Consider the following 20,277-nt stretch of genomic DNA (forward strand, 5'->3'; position numbering starts at 1 on the left):
GATATTAAAAAAGGCTGAATATATATTCAGCCTTTTCTGTAAGATAATTTACTTATCAATCGCTTACTTTGATTTGCTTTCCAATTGAGGAATTGCAGAACCTTGACCAACAGCAAGTAAACCTGTTTCAGTGTAGATACCAAGTTTTGCACGTGTATCCGTAATGTCGAGGTTACGCATCGTTAACTGACCGATACGATCCATTGGTGTAAACATTGAATCACCTTTCTCCATTGTTAAACGCTCAGCTTCATAAGTGAGGTTAGGAGATTCGGTATTCATAATCGTATAATCATTACCACGACGTAATTCTAAAGTGACAGTACCAGTAATCGCTTTAGCTACCCAACGTTGTGCTGTTTCACGAAGCATAAGCGCTTGAGAATCGAACCAACGACCTTGGTAAAGTAAACGGCCTAAACGTAAACCGTTGATACGATATTGTTCAATCGTGTCTTCGTTATGAATACCTGTAACTAAGCGCTCATAAGCGATATGTAATAGAGCCATACCAGGCGCTTCATAAATACCACGAGATTTTGCTTCGATGATACGGTTTTCAATTTGGTCAGACATACCAAGACCATGACGACCACCGATACGGTTAGCTTCTAAGATCAGCTCAACAGGATCTTCGATACGTTGACCATTTAATGCAACAGGGAAACCTTCTTCAAAAGTAATTGAGACTTCTTCTGCATCAATTTTTACATCTTCTTTCCAGAAAGCAACGCCCATAATTGGGTCTACGATTTTAATACCTGCATTGAGATATTCTAAATCCTTAGCTTCGTGAGTAGCACCCAACATATTAGAGTCAGTTGAATACGCTTTTTCCTTTGACATTTTATAGTCAAAACCGTTGTCGATGAGGAACTGTGACATTTCCGCACGACCGCCTAACTCATCAATAAAGGTTTGGTCTAACCACGGTTTGTAGATTTTTAGAGCTGGATTGGTCAATAAACCATAACGATAGAAACGTTCAATATCGTTACCTTTATAAGTAGAACCATCACCCCAGATGTTCACATCATCTTCTTTCATTGCTGTCACAAGCATAGTACCTGTTACTGCACGACCTAAAGGTGTTGTGTTGAAATATGGTACTCCGCCAGTGCTAATATGGAAGGCACCACATTGAATTGCAGCAATACCTTCAAGAGCAAGTTGTAAACGACAATCGATTAATCGAGCTTTGACTGCACCGTATTGTTCAGCTTTCTTTGGAATAGCATCATAGTCATCTTCATCAGGTTGACCTAAGTTTGCTGTATAAGCATAAGGTTCCGCACCTTTTTGCTTCATCCACAATAAAGCTGCTGAAGTATCGAGACCACCAGAAAAGGCAATCCCAACTTTTTTGCCTACAGGTACGTGCTGCAAGATAGTTGCATTATCAGTCATTGCTTGTCCTAACGTTTATTAGTAAAGACCCCGAATAGGTGGTCTTGAGAATAAAAAATCGGAGCTATTGTAACACTTTTCATTGAGCTTGTTTTCCTCAAAGAAAAACTAAGCAGAAAAATTATGTGCGCTTTCATGTGGAATATTGAATTTTTAAGATGTAAATCATAACGGTTACATTTGTTTTGACTTTAGTGTCAGCATTTTCTTAAAAAAAGTCATAAACACGTATAAAAATTCAGTTAAAGTACTATGCAACAAGTTGCAAAGCCAATAAATATAGAAGGAATACCATGACTAGCTATGCAAATATCTTAAAACCATTACATTTGGGTTTTACGACCATTAAAAACCGTGTTGTGATGGGTTCAATGCACTCTGGTTTAGAAGACCGTTTTTTTAACTATCCTAAACTTGCAGCTTATTTTGGTGAGCGTGCAAAAGGGGGCGTAGGTCTTATTATTACTGGTGGTATTTCTCCAAACCGTCAAGGTTGGTTATTGCCAGCGGGTGGTACGATGAATAGTTTGGTGGATATTCCTCATCACCGTCTTGTTACTCACGCTGTGCATAAGCATGGTTCAAAAATTCTTATGCAGATTTTGCATTCTGGTCGTTATGGATATCATCCATTTTCAGTTTCTTCTTCGCCAATTCAAGCACCAATTAACCCATTTAAACCACGACAAATGTCAGATTCACAAATTCTGGCTACAATTGATGACTATGCACGCTGTGCAAGCCTAGCTAAAAAAGCAGGGTATGACGGTGTTGAAATCATGGGTTCAGAGGGATATTTAATCAATCAATTCCTTAGCAGCCACGTGAACAAGCGCACCGATCGCTGGGGTGGTGATATTGAAAACCGTATGCGTTTTCCTGTGGAAATTGTAAAAGCAATCCGTGCCAAAGTGGGTGAGAAGTTCATTATCTGCTTCCGTTTATCCATGCTGGATCTCGTGCATGACGGAAATACAATGCAGGAAGTGATCGTAGTAGCAAAGGCACTTGAAAAAGCAGGCGTGACTTTATTAAATACAGGGATTGGCTGGCATGAAGCACGTATCCCAACGATTGTGACTTCTGTACCTCGTGCTGCATTTGTAGACTATACGGCTCATGTTAAACAGCATGTTTCTGTTCCAATCATTGCTTCAAACCGTATTAATATGCCTGATGTTGCAGAAGAAATTATTGCTTCAGGTAAAGCAGATATGGTGCAAATGGCAAGACCATTTTTAGCTGATCCATACTGGGTAAATAAAACTGCAACCAATCGTGTAGATGAGATTAATACCTGTATCGCGTGTAACCAAGCATGTTTAGATCATGCGTTTAAAAATCAACGTGTGAGTTGTTTAGTTAACCCACAAGCGTGTTATGAAACTGAATTGGTTTATATCAAGACTAAAAAACCAAAACGTATTGCTGTTGTAGGTGGTGGTGTTGCTGGAATGTCAGCAGCTACAGTTGCTGCAAGTCGTGGTCATGCAGTGACGTTGTTTGAAGCAAGTGATGATGTCGGTGGTCAATTTAACTTAGCGAAAGTTGTCCCAGGAAAAGAAGAATTCCATGAGACGATTCGTTACTTTAAAGTTCAACTTAAACAAACTGGAGTTGATTTACGTTTGAACACTCGCGTAAATCGTGAACAACTTGAACGTGAAGGTTTTGATGAAGTTATCGTGGCAACAGGTGTTGTTCCTCGTGCTTTAAAAATTCAGGGCAGTACTGCTCCACAAGTTTTATCCTATGCTGACGTTTTAAGAGGCGCTGAAGTTGGGCATAAAGTCGCAGTTATCGGCGCGGGTGGTATTGGTTTCGATGTGTCTGAATTTTTGTTAAAGCCACCGCATCAGCCTCAACCACAACCTTTAGCTGAATGGCAGCGTGAATGGGGTGTTGATCCAAATCCAGACTATATTTCTGAAGGTGGAACTCAACGTCCTGAAGTGGAAATGCCAGTTCGTCAAATTTATTTATTACAACGTAAAACGACACCTCTAGGTATCGGTTTAGGTAAAACATCTGGTTGGGTTCATCGAGCACAACTCAAAAAACATGCAGTACGTATGTTAAGAGGCGTTCAATATAAATCTGTGACTGATGAAGGATTGTGGATTGAGCACAATGGTCATGATCAGTTATTGCGTGTTGATACGATCGTGGTATGTGCTGGTCAAGAATCTGTAAAAGATTTGATGCCAAAAGAAGGTGAGAATACCTTTGCCAATTATCATATTATTGGTGGTGCAAAGCTTGCTGCTGAGCTTGATGCAAAACGTGCGATTCGTGATGGTGCTGAATTAGCAGCAAAACTTTGATAATTGATGAAACATTATGCATTTGAATACATTGCAGTTAAATTTTTCTTGAATAAAAGAATCAAGCTTTGTATTCTTACGCACATGGAAGCGTGGCAGAGCGGTTTAATGCACCGGTCTTGAAAACCGACGAGGGTGTGAGTCCTCCGTGAGTTCGAATCTCACCGCTTCCGCCAAATTCAAATTTCTGACACTGTTTAACACTATATAAGATTTTGATTTATAAGGTTAAAGTTGGAAATATACGATATGACAAGCCTTGACGCACTACGCCAATCCGTAGTTATAAAGTAGTAAAAAATGCAGTAAGATTATTTCTTACTGCATTTTTTTATGTCTGAACTATGGCAACTCGTGGAATCAATAAGCTTAGTGCTTTACAAGTTAAAAAAGCCAAACCTGTCCCTGATAAGATGTATAAGCTGTCAGATGGTGGAAATCTTTATCTGCGTATTGATCAGGGCGGTAGCAAATACTGGATATTCAATTACACACGCCCATTCTTAGGCAAGCGTAACGATTTATCTTTAGGTACTTACCCAGAAGTTTCGTTAGATGATGCTCGTACTATGCGTGATGAATATAAGAAACTCATCAAGCAGGGGATTGACCCAGCAATAGAACGAATTGAAACTAAGTCGCAGAAACAGAAAGAGGCTGAGAACACATTTCGTATTGTTGCTGAAGCATGGTTGTATAAACGTGAGCTGGAACAAAAACAGGATGAAGAAACCGTCCGTCGTTTAAAGCACGATGTCTATCCCTACGTTGGTGATTTAACCTTTCCGCAGCTTACATTAGAAATTCTTGAGATTCAGGTCTTTAAGCGCATTATTGAGCGTGGAGCTTTATCTGTTGCCAAACGCCTTAAATCAGACCTCAACCAGATATTTAAGTCTGCACGTAAGAAAAAGCTCATCCAGTACAATCCAATTGAAGATATTGAATTACCAAAACCACAGAGCAGAAACTTTGCAGCTGTGACAGAAGAGCAGGATTTAGCTCCAATGTTAAATAAGATTTGGAACTATTCTAAGCTTTATACACGTTGTTTATTGACCACGCAGGTAGCATTAAAAATCTCTGTACTGACCTTTCAACGCCCAGGGGAAATACGCAAGCTGAAAAAGGAGCATTTTTATCGTGAGGAGAGATGCTTTAAATTTACAGCAAGCAAAACCAAACAACTTCATATTGTGCCATTGTCAGATCAAGCTTTTGACTTGATCGAGTCAATCATTGATTTGCATCCATATAGCGAATACATTTTTGTGGGGCGGGATGGTAAAACCTTTATTTCTGATAATACCATTAACTCCGCTTTAAGACGTTTAGGTTATGGCGGGGAACAGACAGCACACGGTTTCAGGGCGACTGCACGTACTATGCTGGATGAGATTCTAGAGCAGCGTGTGGATTTCATTGAGCATCAGTTGGCGCATAAGGTAAAAGATAACAATGGTACGGCTTATAACCGAACCAAGTTTCTTAATAACCGTCGTGAAATGATGCAAGAGTGGGCGAATTATTTAGTGTCTTTGTTTGAGCCAAGTTAGTTAAGAAGATAGAAAGTTATCATCTTCGAATTGAATGTGTTGGCAAAATATTACATAGAAAATTGGGGGGATAAAGGTGAGTTTATTTTCTACTCGTTTAATTTTTAGTAGCATTATCTGTTGATTGGGTGTCATCCACAATCTCAGATATTTTATTGGTTACTTTATATGTTGTTGGTTGTATATATTGATGACTCATTTCATCCCAATTTAACTTTGTATGGAGATCAATTTTACGTTCAAGTTCATGAATTAGCTGAATATATCTGGTAATTTCTTCTGGTTCAATATTTGTTTCGTGGCTAGCATGTGCTAAAGAGTTCCTAACTTTCACTAATGATAGGATTTCTTTATGTAAATTAAGTGGAATGACTCCAAAGTTTATTGCCAACTCATTAACTATATTTCGAAGAGAGCCATTACGATTATTAGGTACAAATCCGTTATATCGAGAGTAAGCTTTTCTTAACTTACTTTCAAAAGAAGAGAATGCTATAAAAAAGCTACCTAGAGTATCTGAGAAACTCTTCTTTTCTAACTCTTCAAGTTCTGAAGGGAGTTTTCTAAAATCATTAGTTTTAAGTTCTTCCATGTGAGCTGTCTGTGGTGCTATCTCCTTTGCTTCTTCTATGGGATCAGGAATAAAATCTTTTAGCTCATTTTTACTTTCTTCGAGTACCTGATCATTATTGTTTTGAACAGCTTCTGGAGAAAATGATCTATGAACAAATCTAATTAATGCATAAGTAAAAATGAGTAATGATATAAAACTCATACTCATGAAAAAATCCTGAAAAATGGTATATTTAAATAATGTTAAAACCAAGAGACTAGCAGAAATTGATAAAACTCCAATTAAAATAGTGATGGTTAGATCTTTAAAAGCATTAATCTTTGTTAAAAAAATTGCATCTTCTAAAGAAGTATCTATGTTAACTTTTTGATTAAGTTCTGTATTTAGGTGGGTATATGCTACTAGGCTAAGAGCAACTAGTGCAGCTATAACCTGAGCAGATGTCGCATGTAAATATAGAATAGAGTTTTCGGTGAGCAATATTGGATATATTTTAAAAAATGCGATTATTACACTTGGAATAAGACAAATGATAGTATATATAAGTAATTGCTTGGAAATAGATGAGTTTTTCAAAATTAATTTTTCAAAAAAAGAAATAATTTAATGTTTTTTAGAATTCATTTCAATGGTTTATTTTTAATTACATTTTTATTTTACAGTCTAAATTCACTCCATCAATATATAAAGATTAAAGATGTTAAGAATTTCTAAAATAATAGAATAAAAAAATGTGAAATGTAATTATTTAATTTAAATTTTTTAATAAATCAACCTGTCAATGACAGGCCTCTTATATTTATGCTACTTAGGATGCTTTCTGTTTAAGCTAATCATTTATATGGCTTTCAGTCCAAGTACAGTTATTGCTGTAGCGTAGGTTATATAGTAAATGGTTTATGTAAAGAAACCCTAACATTAAGTTAGGGCTCTTTTTATTCGTAGTGATAACGACAAGAAATGATGGTTATCGCTGCATCAGTTACTTCATAGACTAATCTATTTTTTTCATCTATTCGTCTGCTCCAAAACCCCGCTAAATCACCGAGTAATGGTTCAGGCTTGCCAATACCTTCAAAAGGTGTACGGAGACACTCTTTGATCAATGTATTGATGCGCTTAAGAGTTTTTTTGTCTTGGCTTTGCCAGTACACGTAATCCTCCCAAGCTGTTGGAGTAAAACTAGTCTTCCGTTTCATCTAAAAGTTCTCTTTCGATTGCTTTAGATGCTCGTAATTCTGCAATTGAATTTGCTAGGTGCACTGCGTTACTCGGAGAAGACATGAGATACAATGTTTCCATTATACTATTGTAATAGTCTTGTCCCATTACAACTGCATGTTGACCTTCTTTCCTCGTAATTACTGCAACATCTGAATCATCAATAACACGGTCTAAAACCGTTTTCAGATTATTGCGAGCATCGGTATAAGTGAAAATTTGCATAGTCTTAATTTTCCTATTACTCAAGCATTACAAGTCATTAATTACGATCTGTAGGATATTCGCCACTATATTTTGACATTTCATTTAGCACTATTTTGGTCACTTCTTTAGATACATTGATCATTACATTTGGACACTATGGTTGGCTGTATTTTCGTCATTCACTTTTGGGCATTAGATTTAGATACTTAGATAGACACTAGTTAGCTTATTACTCTTACAATTGCGACTAAGCATATTAACTATAAGTCTCTTTAACTTAAGTGTCAATATTCTGTACAGACAATATGTTGTACATAATATATTGATGGGAGAAAATACTGTAACAAGATATAAATTTCTAATGGAATCTACACTTTAAGTATCTATATAAAAAACCAGCCTATCGTCGATAGGCTGGCTGTATTTATGCGACTCGATTTTCTTTTTGTTCAAGCCAATGTTTAATCTGACTTTCTTTCCAAGATGGCATACTTGCTGTTAAGTATGTCGGTTCAGGAAAATCACCACGACGAATCATTTTCCAGAAAGTTGACTCTGCAACATTCAATAAGCCCTTACTCGCTGGTTTATGAGAAAGACGACGTCTACGGCCACTACGGTCAATATAGTCCTTTGCAGGTCGCTCGGGGTAGTTAACTAAATCTTTTACACGATAGCGAGCTTCTAACATTTTATTCCTTCTATCTAACGAGTTAGTTCTTTGAATGAATTGATTTTTGTATAGAGCTTTGAAAGCTCTGATAACTATTTAAATAAATTTCATCCAAAACTCTTGCTAGTTCATGGATTTCAACAAACAGAAAACCTTTTTGGCTTTCATCAATACGAAAGCATGTAAATGGAAATTTTTGCTGGCGCACTTTTTCGAGCACTTTCTCTTTGCATAAGTGAGGATAGAACTCTTTACAAACATCATCTAGCTTAATGAATGTTGAACGAAATTTTAAAAATAAATAATCGGCTGTGTTTACTTGAAGCATAAGGTTTTCCACTTTAAAGATTAATTGAGACCTGAATTTTCTTAAAAAAATCAGAAGTTCTATGTGGAAGACATTGTAGAAAAAATAAATCGTGCTAAAAATGTTGATATAAGTTTCCCCAATTTAGACACTAAATATATGCCTAGACTTATTGAAACCCAGAAAATTGCTTTCGATGTTATTGACTATTTATATTTTTACGACATTGCTGCTTTAGAGGTATTCACCGAGGAAAAAAAACATGTCTATAGTCTGTTAGTAAAAGTGATCCATAAGAGACTTTCAAAAAAAAATTTAGATTCAAGACAGTACGAAATTTTAAAGCATTATCTTTTATGTGGAATTGAAATTGTTTTAAATGAACCTGATAGACTTGATTTTTCATTACATGATTTATATACGCCCTTAAATGAAAATAAGGATGTAAATTTCATGAGGCAACAAATCGCATTGAATGCTTTAGTGAATGAAATGAAAAAAGGTGGGGTTTATTATCATGGATTCATTGGGGATATCTATAAGATAATAGGTTCATCACAGATAGATGAAGCATCAAAACCTGTAAAATTTAGACTTGTAAGTCAGGTGTTGTGGTCTGAATTTGAGGGAAGTATAGCTGCTCATATATATCGAAAATTTATAAATTTAAAAATACTAAGTGTAGCTAAAAGTAGCCCTACAAACAGTTATGACGAGACAAAGAATGAGCATGTATTTTTAAGAGCACTACTCTTCATTGAGTTTGAAGTATTAAGAAAAAAGTTGCATTTGAGATATGATCTTAAAGGCGTTACTCAATCTGTAGATGTTAAGAATCTTTCAGCTTCACTACAGGAAAAACGAGCAATCTACTATGAGAAATACTCTCGTTTACTGAATAGCCGTGATTTTCCTAAAATCTATACTTATGATCAGGATATTGAAAGTCAAATAAAGGATTATCTACAAAAACTCTCTCCTAGTTTTTGCCACAATCGTATTTTTACTAATAGAAATATATGGACTAGTTTATTGGGAGGCTGGGAATTAAAGTATGAAAAGAAAACAAATCTAAAAAAATCAATTTGTGGAGAGGTTAGTAAAGGACAGACTTGTAGCGAGATAGCAAGTCATGTAATGAGAGAGCGATATGGATTAACGGTTAATCCGAAAAACTTATATTGGTATTACAAGGAAAAATTAAATTCTTACGATTTTATAAGAGAAGTTGTTATGCTGATGGGGGAAGAAATACAAACAGGGTTTATGTCACCAGACTTATCTAGTTATTTTTACTACTATCCTGATATGTCTGAAAAGATTAATGATTTGTTGAATGATCTTATAGTCACGAAATAGATATTTAAGTATTCTATTTAGGGATAGACCCTCTAAAAAATTTAGAGGGCGGTTAATTGACTAGTTAACAAGAATACATGGATTGTCCTGAATAATCAGCACAGTCTTCAACAAAACATTTGTTAATTAAATGCTCGATCATCTTCTCTTCAGTCTTGTCATACTTTCGGCTGAGTACTTTTAAACTCTCTAATGCTTTATCCGTTAGGAAGTAACGATGAGCTTTGCCTTTATTTTTAGCACGATAAATTTTTTGATACCAAGCATTTGCTAGTTTGTCCTTTAAGGCTGAATAGATGTGGAGATTTTCGATATACATCCTATCAAAAATTGAATTCACAATAATGCTAAAGTCAGAGTCTTCAATAGGAGTAATAAGAGAGCTGTTGAACTTTCTATAATTGTCTTGATCTTGATCCATGTAATTTTTAGCCCATTTATAGAACGCTACATGATCATATTTTTTAAAGTGTAATGATTTTTCAGTCATGAGTTGGGCATAAGCCTTCTCTATGTAATCAAGTTCACGATTATTACGATAGTATTCTCTGAATATAAAAATAATATAAAGAAAGCGAATATATGGATTTGAAATTAAATTAATTAATTTTGAAACTTCTCTATCTTTAATTTTTATCTCATTCAGTGCAAAAAATAATAAACGTTTATTGGATTGATATTGGAACATATTTCGGCCACGTATCATTAATGATTCTTTGTATTTATTAACATGAAATATTAAATCCTCTGCTAATTCCTCATGGTAATTTGAGATCTCTATAATAATATTATTTTTTAGTTCATTTAAATTTTTAGAAGAGTTTAACCTGTTAACATCCATCTCAATGAGTTCGAGATCATTATTGTCTAAAATTCTAAGTTTTAAGTCATATATGATTTTCTCTTTATTAATAATATGTAATATCCAAACAAAATCTTCGTCACCAAGTTCTTTGACTAATTTGATTAGCACATTACGGTATTTCATAGAGTCCATAAGTCTTTCCTTACAATAAGATTTGCATAAAATTTATTGTAAGTGTGGATAGGTTGCAAGTGAGTTTTCCGAACGATACCAGTCGATTTTAGCTTATTTTTTTTAATTTTTGAATAAGAGAAAAAGTCTGAATTTAGCTCCTAAGGCATCTTGGCCTACCAATTTTTTTACTTGAAGAAATGTAATGGAAATTCATTTTATTCAAAGTATAAGTAATAGTATTGTAAGGCGATTTTTTCAAAAATTTAGATTATTTTGTTATATTTCTTATCTCGGATAACTTAAACTTTGTTATTTTGTTTTTATACAAGCCGTATTAATAGTGAAACCTTTGTTTTTCTATATTTTAAAATAATATTTATGCCTTAATTTTAATCTCTAAAAAAAGTGTAATGACTATGTTTATATAAAAGATAATTTATATATTTTTCTTTATATGGTTTATAAATTTATATCCTATACATTAGTTCTTATTTAATTTTATGTCCAGAAGTTAATTCACTACAGATTCGCCATTTCTTATAGTTCCAAACTATAGGTAAGTGCCCATGTCTCATCGAGCTAATTGTGAAGAATCATTCAATTCAAGTAATGAAGCAATTTTAACTATCGAAATTGAAGAGTTTATTCAATCCTGTATACAAGCAACTAGACAACCTCGATCCTTCTATGAAAACTTTCGTGATTTGTTATGGGAGTTTGACCAAATTTATAACCCCGATTTTAGCTACTCAAGCTTAATCGAACTATTTTGTACCCTATTGTATGACTACCAAAAAGAATTAGATTCACCTGTAACGCTCTACCGAGCTCTGAAACAAAGTACCTACGGACAATGGCGGCAGTATTTCATCCAAACTCTGGCAGCACATCAGAATGATATGGCCCAGCATCGTTACAATGAAAAACTAAATGCTGTGGGTTTGGATGAGAGATTATTAGAGCTTATTGATTAGTATCAAGCCTTATTGGTGGTACGTGTTGATTTAGCTTATATCCAGAGTCCAAATATCCAGAAAGTAGAACAAGATTTAGAAAAAATCCGCAGGAGAATCAATCGCTCTAAATATGGCGATGAAATATTACTTTTGGTTTGGGCTTTAGAGCAGGGGGCATCGAAAGGCTATCATTGCCATCTAGCATTGATTTTTGATGAAAGAGATAGAATAGGGGCTTGGAGCATAGCAAAAGCAATTGGTGAACTTTGGGAGGAGATAACAAATGATCAAGGATGTTATTTCAATTGTCATGACCGTAATTATCTGAATCTTTTTGCAAGGAGAGATGTCATTGGTATTGGTATTATTTATTGTAATCTGGCTTATCAAGTTGAGAAGATGCGCTCAACACTGACGTATCTTACAAGGCCTGATAAAAGACAACATCTAAGAGTTAAGACTTCTAAGAAAAAGAGATCCTTTGGGATGTCACAACGTCGATTCAAAAAAATCATAGATATATATCATTAACATGAAGATTGAATGTTTTATTTTTCCCTACATTCAAAAACATAGGCTTATCGATGGATAAGCCTTTTTTCATTTAATGAGGTATATCTTATGAATATTACATGTCCATATTGTTATTCAGACAATATTAGTCGTGCAACCACACAGCAGTCTAGTAATAACAGTTTTTCTTCGATGGCAGGTGCAGGTATTGGGGCAAGCATTGCTAAAAGTTTGCCTACACCGTTTTCACCATTATTGGGGGGATTGGCTGGTGCTGTTGTTGTTGGCTTGATTGATAGCTTTATTCAACCCTCACAACCACAGCGACCAACAGGCTATTTCCATTGCAACAATTGTCAGTGCAATTTCAACTAAGGACAGGGGAAATCATCATGGCACATCAACTTGAACAAATGGCCTATGTCGGTGAAACCCCTTGGCATGGTCTAGGCAATCAGCTTACTCCAGATCAGCCAATCGAAGTCTGGGCACAACAGGCAGGAATGGATTGGCGTATTGAATCCTCCAATGTCAGCTATATGGCTCAGAATGAGAAAGGTCAGAGTATTATTATGCCTTTTGAAGAGCAACGAGTTTTGTATCGTTCTGATACCCATGCACCGTTATCTGTTGTTAGCCAACGCTTTCAAGAAGTGCAACCAAGTTCTATTTTGGAGTTTTATCGAGACCTCACTGAACAATCAGGTTTTGAGCTTGAGACAGCAGGTGTACTCAAAGGCGGTAAGAAGTTCTGGGCATTGGCTAAGACTGGGCAGACCGCAGCCTTAAAGGGCAAGGATGTCAGTAATGGCTATATTCTATTAGCAACGGCTTGTGATGGAACACTTGCTACAACTGCACAATTCACTTCAATTCGAGTGGTCTGTAATAACACTTTGGCGATTGCGCTAAAAGGACAGAATAGTGCAGGCGTTGTTAAAGTCCCACACAGCACTCGTTTCGATGCAGAAAAAGTAAAGCAGCAATTGGGTGTTTCAGTTCGTACATGGGATGAGCATATGTACGAGATAAAGCAACTCAGTCAACGGAAGGTAACACAGCAAGAAGCCGCAGCTTACTTCGATGCGGTGTTTAACAATACCAATCTAAGCATTGCTGAACAGGATGAAAGCATCATTCAGTTCTACCGTAGTGCTGCAATGCCTAACCAAATAAATTCATCTCGATCAGACAGTAAAACTGAGCCGAATGGACGAGCAATGTCAAAAGTCATGACGATGTTCAATGGACAAGGGCGTGGGGCAGAACTCAGTTCAGCCAAAGATACAGCTTACGGTTTACTTTGTGCCATTACAGAGTTCTGTGACCATGAACGACGAGCGATGAGTACCGACCATCGATTGGATTCGGCTTGGTTTGGTATGGGGGCAGCCATTAAACAACGAGGAGTAGAGCAAGCGTTAAGAATGGTGGCTTAAACTCAACATACATAGGGGCTCATTTATTAAATGAATAGCCTAAGCTGAACCTTTCCTGAATCAATTTTAATAAGTCGTTTTTCCTTTTGCCGCACCACCCCCAGGTGCGGCTTTTTTTATGCCCAAATTTTTAATTTTTTACAGATATGGAGAATATGATGAATCCAAATACTCAAACCTCATCAAGTCATGCAATCGCTCATTTGCCTTTAAACCTAAATCCACCCCAAACCACTCAGACTTCTAGATCACAGCCAAATTCAGCTAAACGTTTGGCTAAAACCAAAGGTATGAGTCGTGAGCAATGGTTACAAGTACGAAAACAAGGAATTGGAAGTAGTGATGCCGCAGCAGCTTGTGGTTTAAATCCACATATGTCGATGTTGGAACTATGGATGATTAAAACAGGTCGAATGCAAGCGCCTCCAGATCAACCTTTTAAGAACCATTATTCACCTTTGTATTGGGGGAACAAGTTAGAACCGTTGATTGCAGATTACTATCAACAGCGTACTGGTAATAAGGTTCGTCGGGTCAATGCAGTTTTACAACATCCCGATGAAGACAAAGCTTTTATGTTAGCCAATCTGGATTATGCAGTCGTAGGCAGTGAAGAAGTACAACTTCTAGAATGTAAATCAGTTGGAGAGTGGGGAACCAAGCATTGGCGAGACGGTGTACCTTTGTATGTGCTCATTCAAGTACAGCATCAATTGGCTGTTACGGGTAAACAAGCAGCACATATCTGTGCCTTAATCTGTGGACATGAAGCCAAGATATATAAAGTTGAACGCAATGAAATTGTGATCAATCGTCTGATTGCTTCAGAAAAAATCTTCTGGTCTTGTGTAGAAAAGGATATACCACCTCATGTCGATGCCAGTGAGTCAGCAGCTAAAGCTTTACAACTCTTATACCCGCAGCATATACCTTTACAAACTGTGGATCTGTCTACTTTATCAGGAGTAGATCAGCTATTTACTGATCTACTGAATGAGGAGAAGCATCTAGCACATCATCAAACCAAATATGACTATCTCAAGCATCGTATTCAGATATTAATGAAGGATGCTGAAAAAGCCATATTTAGTCAGGGCAGTGTGACATGGAAGAAATCGAAGGATAGTGTGGTGTTAGACCAGAAAGCATTACTCCAAGCACAGCCCGAATTATTACATCAGTATCCTCAAACCCGTATTGGTAGTCGCAGATTTAATATTCATTCAAGTTCTTAACCAACTCTAGCCCTCCTCCTTAAACCTAAAAAATGCGCAAAGCCGCCCCACTTGCCCTCCCTCCAAATAACAGAGAAAGGGCGTTGGAGAAGCTTTGCGTAAATCTTTGATGCACTCAATCTCTTGTGACCGATGAATAAAGAGAGGTGATTGATCAGGCTGAAAAGGAATAGGTGAAGAGGTAGTGCTTTACAGTAAATATCGTGACTTCGTAAATATTTAACAAAATAAGGATTCATCTCATGATTAAAGGTTTAGCAATCACACCACCCATTTTAGGTCGTATCAGTATTGGTAAGATCGTTGAAAAGAACGGCAAACGCGTCCCTGAAAAGGATGACCAATTTACGATTACCAGCCAAATTCAAGGAAAGGATGGGTGGATCAAGCATCCCTTGGATGAACAACTCCGAGCTAAAGCACCCAATCAAAAACTCAGAACCATTCCAGTGCGGATGATCTTCAATGATCCCGAACTGAGTCTACGGGCAGAGTACAGCCTATTTGACCGCCAAACAGGACGCTTAATCTGTTCAGGCAATGGAGAAACTTGCCAGCGACTTGGACAAAATGGGATTGAGCAACATCCATGTCCATCCCCTGATTTATGTCCATTGGCACAAGGTGGACTGTGTAAGCCTTACGGGAGACTTTACGTCAATTTAGACGAATCCGATGAGTTCGGTACCTTCATCTTTAGAACCACAGGTTTTAATAGCATCCGCACTCTGGCAGCGCGATTACGTTATTACAGCTCGGCTTCAGGTGATTTACTTTCATGCCTACCTTTGCAACTTACTCTCAGAGGCAAAAGTACCACGCAAAGTTACCGTACTCCGATTTACTACGTGGACTTGACCTTACGTGATGGTGTCAATTTGCAGGAAGCGATTAGCAATGCCAAGCAAATCAGTGAACAAAGCAAAGCAGCAGGGTTCTATCAAGAGGCATTGGATCAAGTAGCGAGGATAGGTTATGGCAATGCCAGCTTTGAGGTGGGAGGTGAGGAAGGGATGGACATTGTTGAGGAGTTTTATACGGAGGATTCCAAACCAGAACAGCGTAAGCAAACGCATGACCTGAATCATGTTCAGGATATTCAGAAAGGGTTGCAGCAGTCGGTGCAGGCTTTGAATTAAATACTGTTGGGGGCTAAGAAGCCCCCAACAGTAATATTGCTACTATTTTTTATTAAAAAATTTGAACTACTTATTGAATCAATAAACATTACTTAAGTATCGTTTATTTGGAGGGCGGTAGTACGTTAGGCTTTTGTAACATTAATCCATTTATAACTTTTTGTTGTCTACTATCCTCATTACGTAGTTGTTTATCTTTGGAATGATGGTCATCTTTATTCTCATCAACTTTGGTATCGCCATGGTTATGATCAGTAATATTACGTAAATCAGTATCATCTAAGGAGCGAATCGTTTTTGAAGTGCTAGGTTCAGCCCAAGATATTGTATTTAAAAATATGAGAAATAATAAATAGTACTTCATCCATGAAGTCATAGCGTGATCCTTTTTTACTCAATACCGACTACAGTGGTGATATAACCAGTGGCTAAAAGAATTGATAGACCTAATGACATCTCAAATAAAATGGCATAGCCCAATTGTTTCGCAAATTTCGGGTCTTGTAAGCGAGGTGTGAAATACCATTTGTTAAAGGCTGCTAACAATAAAATACTTAGGACAAATAATATTTTAATAATAAATCCATGCCCATAAGGTGTATTGATTAGAGTATTAAAATCTTTAAAGAGTAATAAAGCAATACTAAGACCACAAGCGATGAGTATTCCTACAATAAAGGCTGCTATTTGCCCAAATAGATGCATACGTTCTTTAAGTGGTAAGCCATTAATTTTTTTGCTTGTTTTCCATAATGGATAAAGCGACCCCATCCATAAGGACATTACAAGTACATGTATTGTTAACAAAGCTTGAGCGAAAAAGGGTAAATTCGTGACGTGTCCGAGTTGTGAAAAACTTAAAACGATTGGTGTGAGCAGTATGGTAAAGATTGCTCCTTCAGTTTTGGAAATATCAATCGTCCCTTTACTAAGTTTGACTATCATAAATATGAGTAAAAGTGCAAAACTGATTGATCGAATGATATAGACATGTCCAGTAGGAGTATTGACTAGTATATTTATATAGTTGCTATCCCACATACCTGAAAGGCCAGTGTTGGCAAAACTTCCTATAAGAATGAAGAAGCCGAGAACACTTGAAAAAAGACCTAATCCTGTACCAATAGTTATGTATTTGAGAATAGTTCCCTTTATTTCAACATAACGTCCAAGTAAGAAATAGCAGAAAGCACCACCTATAATAAATGCAATCCCTAAATATAGAATGACTTTAACCAACCATGTTGCGTATATCCAAGTCTCAGGAATCATATTTTTCTCCCACAGTTATAGCCAACGTGTAAGCAAGCTGCTTGCATGTTGGCTATTTGCATTTATTGTTATTTTACCGATTTAATAGTGAAATTATATTCACCATTCATGTTATGGCCATCGGTACCCATTGTGGTCCAAACCACCGTATATTTTCCTTTTTTTAGTTTTGGAACCGCTACGTCAAATGATTTTTTCATATCATGAGTTATTTGGTAGTTCAAAGGGATATCCTTACGTTGGGCATCAAGTAACTTAACGTTCATTAGCATGACTTCTTCACCAAAATTGAGTGTTATGTTTTTTGGTTGACTTGCTACAGAAGCATTGATCGCAGGAATTGCACTTTCAAGTTTCACGTGTGCAAATGCACTTGAAGCAGTAACAATCAGTGTTGCACCTACGAGAGTGTTACGTAGAGCTGACATTTTATTTTTGAAAATTTTCATTTCTTCATCCTCTTTAAACTAATCTTGGGCTCAGTAATGACCGAATGAAATGCATCAATTGGTTGCTTGGTCATCACCTTTCTCATGCTTATTATTAAAGGATGAGAGAAACATCCCGATGACTTCAAAATTACATTTTTGTCATTTTAAAAATTAAAAAACCACAAGTGGTACACTGGCTTTAAAGAAAACAATGATCACTAAACAAACTAATAAGAGGGAGTCTATTTCCATCTTAATGAAATTATTAATTTAAAAAATTAAATATGAAGGAGGCTTTTATGGACCATCATCATGAAAACAAAGTACTCAATAACAGACTTACTGACCCTGTCTGTGGTATGACAGTTACAGAAGCATCCAAGTTTTATGAAGAAGTTAAAAATAGAACTTTTTACTTTTGTAGTGAGAAATGCCACATAAAGTTTAAAAGTGATCCTCATTTTTATATTACTAAAGTTGAGAATGTAGTTACGTTAAAAGAACCACAAAAGAGGGATGGTGAGGATTCAAATGAAGTTAATCAGCCTGCTCATGTTAATACCTTCACGATATACACTTGTCCAATGCATCCTGAAATTAGACAGAACCATGCGGGAAATTGTCCGATCTGTGGTATGTCGTTAGAGCCTTTACTTCCTGACTTAGATGACGCTGATAAAAACCCAGAACTCAAGAATTTTAAGCATAGATTTTGGTGGACCTTACCGCTAACCATTATTGTAGTTTTCTTAGCAATGTTTGGTCATCAATTGAACTGGTTCGAAATGCAGGTGCAAAGCTGGATTGAACTGGTACTGACTTTACCAATTGTTTTGTGGGCAGGAATGCCATTTTTTGTGAGATGTTGGCAGTCAATCCTTAATCGGAGTCCAAATATGTGGACCTTGATTGGAATTGGTACAGGAGCTGCTTTTATATACAGCCTTGTTGGAACAATAGTACCTCAAGTATTTCCAGACTCATTTGTATCTATGGGGCGTGTTGCTGTGTATTTTGAGGCCACAGCAGCCATTATTTCGCTGACCTTATTAGGCCAAGTTCTTGAGTTGAAAGCTCGATCACAGACCTCGGCAGCAATTAAATCTTTACTTGGGCTAGCACCTAAGACTGCAAGAAAAATAAATGACGATGGTAAAGAAGAAGATATTCCTCTTTCCCATGTACATGTTGGAGATTTGCTCCGAGTACGACCAGGTGAAAAGGTCCCTGTTGATGGAGTTGTTACTGAAGGGTCAAGTTCTATTGATGAATCAATGTTAACAGGAGAACCTGTTCCCGTTACAAAACGTGAAGGCGATCAAGTAATAGGTGCAACAATAAATATGAATGGTTCATTAGTAATGCGTTCAGAAAAGGTTGGATCTTCAACGGTACTGTCTCAGATCGTACAAATGGTATCGCAAGCTCAACGTTCTAAAGCGCCGATGCAAAGAATGGCAGATCATGTTGCAGGTTGGTTTGTTATGGTAGTTATTGCTATTTCTGTGCTTACATTTTTTGGTTGGGGGGTATTTGGCCCAGAGCCTAGTTGGGTTTACGGGTTAATTAATGCTGTCGCAGTGTTAATTATTGCTTGCCCATGTGCTTTAGGCTTAGCGACACCTATGTCAATTATGGTGGCAACAGGTCGTGGTGCATCGAATGGTGTACTTTTTCGTGATGCAGCTGCAATAGAAAATTTACGTAAGATTGATACTTTAATTATTGATAAGACAGGTACTTTAACTGAAGGCCAACCCTCATTCGATAAGGTTATCGCTCTTTCGGGCTATGAAGAAAATGAGGTACTTCGGTTAGCAGCTAGTCTGGATCAGGGGAGTGAACACCCTTTAGCTGATGCAATCGTACGTGCTGCCCGTGAAAGAGATCTTGTACTGTCTAGACCAACATCTTTTGAATCTGGCTCTGGGATTGGTGTTAAAGGAGAGTTAAATGGACAACAATTATCTCTTGGTAATACAGCATTAATGGAACAGCTGGGAATATCAGTTAAAGCATTTGTTCCCGAAGCTGAAAAGTTAAGAGCCGAAGGTGCAAGTGTCATGCATTTAGCTGTGGATGGAAAACTGATAGGGTTAATAGCTGTTTCAGATCCAATCAAAGCAAGTACACCTGAGGCTGTTCTTTCATTAAAAGATTCCGGTCTAAGAATCGTAATGGCTACTGGTGATGGATTAACAACAGCTAAGTCTGTTGGCGCTAGATTAGGTATTGATGAGGTTTATGGTGAGGTTAAACCCGCAGATAAATTAGAATTGGTTAAGAAATTGCAAAAAGAAGGAAGAGTGGTTGCGATGGCTGGTGATGGGATCAATGATGCCCCAGCTTTAGCTCAGGCTGATATCGGAATTGCAATGGGTACAGGAACAGATGTAGCAATGAATAGTGCCCAAGTTACTTTGGTAAAAGGTGACTTACGTGGTATTGAAATTGCTCGTTCTTTATCAGAGGCAACTGTTAAAAATATGAAACAAAACTTGATGTTTGCTTTCCTCTATAATGGATTAGGTATCCCTTTGGCTGCTGGTGTACTGTATCCATTTACTGGCTGGTTACTCTCGCCTATGATCGCAGCATTAGCAATGAGCCTAAGCTCAGCATCGGTAATTGGTAATGCTTTACGACTACGTAGCCAAAACTAAGTTTTTCTGACTACTCATTATT

The 20,277-nt window shown here is 36.9% G+C and carries 18 protein-coding genes, 1 tRNA gene and 1 pseudogene; 10 read left to right on the top strand and 10 right to left on the bottom strand.

What is annotated here, in order from left to right; translation table 11 throughout:
- Positions 1-63: 63 nt before the first annotated feature.
- The gene (gene argG / locus IRT38_RS07390; protein ID WP_004913003.1) at positions 64-1,407 is read right to left on the bottom strand and encodes an argininosuccinate synthase; all 1,344 of its coding nucleotides are present in this window, start codon (positions 1,405-1,407) and stop codon (positions 64-66) included.
- A gap of 293 nt (positions 1,408-1,700) precedes the next feature.
- Here argG and IRT38_RS07395 point away from each other — a divergent pair, with 293 nt between their 5' ends.
- From IRT38_RS07395 to IRT38_RS07405, 3 genes are all read left to right on the top strand, one after another.
- On the top strand, positions 1,701-3,731 hold the full coding sequence (locus IRT38_RS07395; RefSeq protein ID WP_004913000.1) for an NADPH-dependent 2,4-dienoyl-CoA reductase: 2,031 nt from the start codon (positions 1,701-1,703) through the stop codon (positions 3,729-3,731).
- 86 nt (positions 3,732-3,817) lie between these two features.
- Positions 3,818-3,907 (top strand) — tRNA-Ser (locus IRT38_RS07400).
- Positions 3,908-4,075: 168 nt separating this feature from the next.
- On the top strand, positions 4,076-5,287 hold the full coding sequence (locus tag IRT38_RS07405; RefSeq protein ID WP_194597333.1) for a tyrosine-type recombinase/integrase: 1,212 nt from the start codon (positions 4,076-4,078) through the stop codon (positions 5,285-5,287).
- A gap of 97 nt (positions 5,288-5,384) precedes the next feature.
- On the opposite strand, the gene IRT38_RS07410 is transcribed toward IRT38_RS07405, so the two are convergent.
- From IRT38_RS07410 to IRT38_RS07430, 5 genes are all read right to left on the bottom strand, one after another.
- Complete coding sequence (locus IRT38_RS07410) at positions 5,385-6,437, bottom strand: hypothetical protein (RefSeq protein ID WP_194597334.1); 1,053 nt, start codon at positions 6,435-6,437, stop codon at positions 5,385-5,387.
- 359 nt (positions 6,438-6,796) lie between these two features.
- A complete protein-coding gene (locus tag IRT38_RS07415; protein WP_194597335.1) occupies positions 6,797-7,060 on the bottom strand; it encodes a Txe/YoeB family addiction module toxin in 264 nt (87 codons plus the stop codon).
- Positions 7,044-7,307 (bottom strand): type II toxin-antitoxin system Phd/YefM family antitoxin, encoded by a 264-nt coding sequence (locus IRT38_RS07420; protein ID WP_194597336.1) that lies wholly within the window; start codon positions 7,305-7,307, stop codon positions 7,044-7,046. Before IRT38_RS07420 ends, IRT38_RS07415 begins: the two co-directional genes overlap by 17 nt.
- 406 nt (positions 7,308-7,713) lie before the next feature.
- Entirely contained in the window at positions 7,714-7,980 is a 267-nt protein-coding gene (locus IRT38_RS07425; RefSeq protein WP_194597337.1) for a helix-turn-helix transcriptional regulator, read from the bottom strand.
- 22 nt (positions 7,981-8,002) lie between these two features.
- The gene (locus IRT38_RS07430; RefSeq protein WP_194597338.1) at positions 8,003-8,290 is read right to left on the bottom strand and encodes a pyocin activator PrtN family protein; all 288 of its coding nucleotides are present in this window, start codon (positions 8,288-8,290) and stop codon (positions 8,003-8,005) included.
- Positions 8,291-8,353: 63 nt separating this feature from the next.
- Between IRT38_RS07430 and IRT38_RS07435 the strand changes: the two genes are divergently transcribed.
- Positions 8,354-9,628 (top strand): hypothetical protein, encoded by a 1,275-nt coding sequence (locus IRT38_RS07435; protein WP_194597339.1) that lies wholly within the window; start codon positions 8,354-8,356, stop codon positions 9,626-9,628.
- A gap of 64 nt (positions 9,629-9,692) precedes the next feature.
- On the opposite strand, the gene IRT38_RS07440 is transcribed toward IRT38_RS07435, so the two are convergent.
- Positions 9,693-10,625, bottom strand: coding sequence for a hypothetical protein (locus tag IRT38_RS07440; protein WP_194597340.1), 933 nt, complete (start codon positions 10,623-10,625; stop codon positions 9,693-9,695).
- Positions 10,626-11,173: 548 nt separating this feature from the next.
- On the opposite strand from IRT38_RS07440, the pseudogene IRT38_RS07445 reads away from it, so the two are divergent.
- From IRT38_RS07445 to IRT38_RS07465, 5 genes and pseudogenes are all read left to right on the top strand, one after another.
- Positions 11,174-12,094 (top strand): annotated as a pseudogene (locus IRT38_RS07445) (inovirus-type Gp2 protein).
- A gap of 90 nt (positions 12,095-12,184) precedes the next feature.
- Positions 12,185-12,451 carry a hypothetical protein gene (locus IRT38_RS07450; RefSeq protein ID WP_194597341.1) on the top strand — a complete coding sequence of 89 codons (267 nt, stop codon included), beginning with the start codon at positions 12,185-12,187 and terminating at the stop codon, positions 12,449-12,451.
- A 17-nt stretch (positions 12,452-12,468) separates the two neighbouring features.
- Positions 12,469-13,515: a DUF932 domain-containing protein gene (locus IRT38_RS07455; protein ID WP_194597342.1), complete on the top strand. Its 1,047-nt coding sequence runs from the start codon at positions 12,469-12,471 to the stop codon at positions 13,513-13,515.
- A 158-nt stretch (positions 13,516-13,673) separates the two neighbouring features.
- The gene (locus IRT38_RS07460) at positions 13,674-14,750 is read left to right on the top strand and encodes a YqaJ viral recombinase family protein (protein WP_194597343.1); all 1,077 of its coding nucleotides are present in this window, start codon (positions 13,674-13,676) and stop codon (positions 14,748-14,750) included.
- A 242-nt stretch (positions 14,751-14,992) separates the two neighbouring features.
- Positions 14,993-15,889: a hydrolase or metal-binding protein gene (locus tag IRT38_RS07465; RefSeq protein WP_194597344.1), complete on the top strand. Its 897-nt coding sequence runs from the start codon at positions 14,993-14,995 to the stop codon at positions 15,887-15,889.
- 103 nt (positions 15,890-15,992) lie between these two features.
- Here the strand turns inward: IRT38_RS07465 and IRT38_RS07470 are convergent, their stop codons facing one another.
- From IRT38_RS07470 to IRT38_RS07480, 3 genes are all read right to left on the bottom strand, one after another.
- The gene (locus IRT38_RS07470) at positions 15,993-16,265 is read right to left on the bottom strand and encodes a hypothetical protein (RefSeq protein ID WP_194597345.1); all 273 of its coding nucleotides are present in this window, start codon (positions 16,263-16,265) and stop codon (positions 15,993-15,995) included.
- A gap of 14 nt (positions 16,266-16,279) precedes the next feature.
- On the bottom strand, positions 16,280-17,161 hold the full coding sequence (locus IRT38_RS07475) for a copper resistance D family protein (RefSeq protein ID WP_004880444.1): 882 nt from the start codon (positions 17,159-17,161) through the stop codon (positions 16,280-16,282).
- Positions 17,162-17,229: 68 nt separating this feature from the next.
- Complete coding sequence (locus IRT38_RS07480) at positions 17,230-17,610, bottom strand: copper resistance protein CopC (RefSeq protein WP_005198558.1); 381 nt, start codon at positions 17,608-17,610, stop codon at positions 17,230-17,232.
- A 281-nt stretch (positions 17,611-17,891) separates the two neighbouring features.
- Between IRT38_RS07480 and IRT38_RS07485 the strand changes: the two genes are divergently transcribed.
- Positions 17,892-20,255 (top strand): heavy metal translocating P-type ATPase, encoded by a 2,364-nt coding sequence (locus IRT38_RS07485; RefSeq protein ID WP_017480637.1) that lies wholly within the window; start codon positions 17,892-17,894, stop codon positions 20,253-20,255.
- Positions 20,256-20,277: the final 22 nt, after the last annotated feature.

Origin of the sequence: Acinetobacter sp. SK-43, from assembly GCF_015351505.1 — a bacterium.
GTDB classification, from domain to species: domain Bacteria; phylum Pseudomonadota; class Gammaproteobacteria; order Pseudomonadales; family Moraxellaceae; genus Acinetobacter; species Acinetobacter junii.

Bases quoted from the DNA above. Each gene is read 5' to 3' on its own strand.
- IRT38_RS07395 (WP_004913000.1), top strand. From the start codon at position 1,701: ATGACTAGCTATGCAAATATCTTAAAACCATTACATTTGGGTTTTACG.
- IRT38_RS07455 (WP_194597342.1), top strand. From the start codon at position 12,469: ATGGCACATCAACTTGAACAAATGGCCTATGTCGGTGAAACCCCTTGG.
- IRT38_RS07450 (WP_194597341.1), top strand. From the start codon at position 12,185: ATGAATATTACATGTCCATATTGTTATTCAGACAATATTAGTCGTGCA.
- IRT38_RS07475 (WP_004880444.1), bottom strand. From the start codon at position 17,161: ATGATTCCTGAGACTTGGATATACGCAACATGGTTGGTTAAAGTCATT.
- argG (WP_004913003.1), bottom strand. From the start codon at position 1,407: ATGACTGATAATGCAACTATCTTGCAGCACGTACCTGTAGGCAAAAAA.
- IRT38_RS07425 (WP_194597337.1), bottom strand. From the start codon at position 7,980: ATGTTAGAAGCTCGCTATCGTGTAAAAGATTTAGTTAACTACCCCGAG.
- IRT38_RS07415 (WP_194597335.1), bottom strand. From the start codon at position 7,060: ATGAAACGGAAGACTAGTTTTACTCCAACAGCTTGGGAGGATTACGTG.
- IRT38_RS07440 (WP_194597340.1), bottom strand. From the start codon at position 10,625: ATGGACTCTATGAAATACCGTAATGTGCTAATCAAATTAGTCAAAGAA.
- IRT38_RS07430 (WP_194597338.1), bottom strand. From the start codon at position 8,290: ATGCTTCAAGTAAACACAGCCGATTATTTATTTTTAAAATTTCGTTCA.
- IRT38_RS07460 (WP_194597343.1), top strand. From the start codon at position 13,674: ATGAATCCAAATACTCAAACCTCATCAAGTCATGCAATCGCTCATTTG.
- IRT38_RS07470 (WP_194597345.1), bottom strand. From the start codon at position 16,265: ATGACTTCATGGATGAAGTACTATTTATTATTTCTCATATTTTTAAAT.
- IRT38_RS07465 (WP_194597344.1), top strand. From the start codon at position 14,993: ATGATTAAAGGTTTAGCAATCACACCACCCATTTTAGGTCGTATCAGT.
- IRT38_RS07485 (WP_017480637.1), top strand. From the start codon at position 17,892: ATGGACCATCATCATGAAAACAAAGTACTCAATAACAGACTTACTGAC.
- IRT38_RS07420 (WP_194597336.1), bottom strand. From the start codon at position 7,307: ATGCAAATTTTCACTTATACCGATGCTCGCAATAATCTGAAAACGGTT.
- IRT38_RS07405 (WP_194597333.1), top strand. From the start codon at position 4,076: ATGGCAACTCGTGGAATCAATAAGCTTAGTGCTTTACAAGTTAAAAAA.
- IRT38_RS07480 (WP_005198558.1), bottom strand. From the start codon at position 17,610: ATGAAAATTTTCAAAAATAAAATGTCAGCTCTACGTAACACTCTCGTA.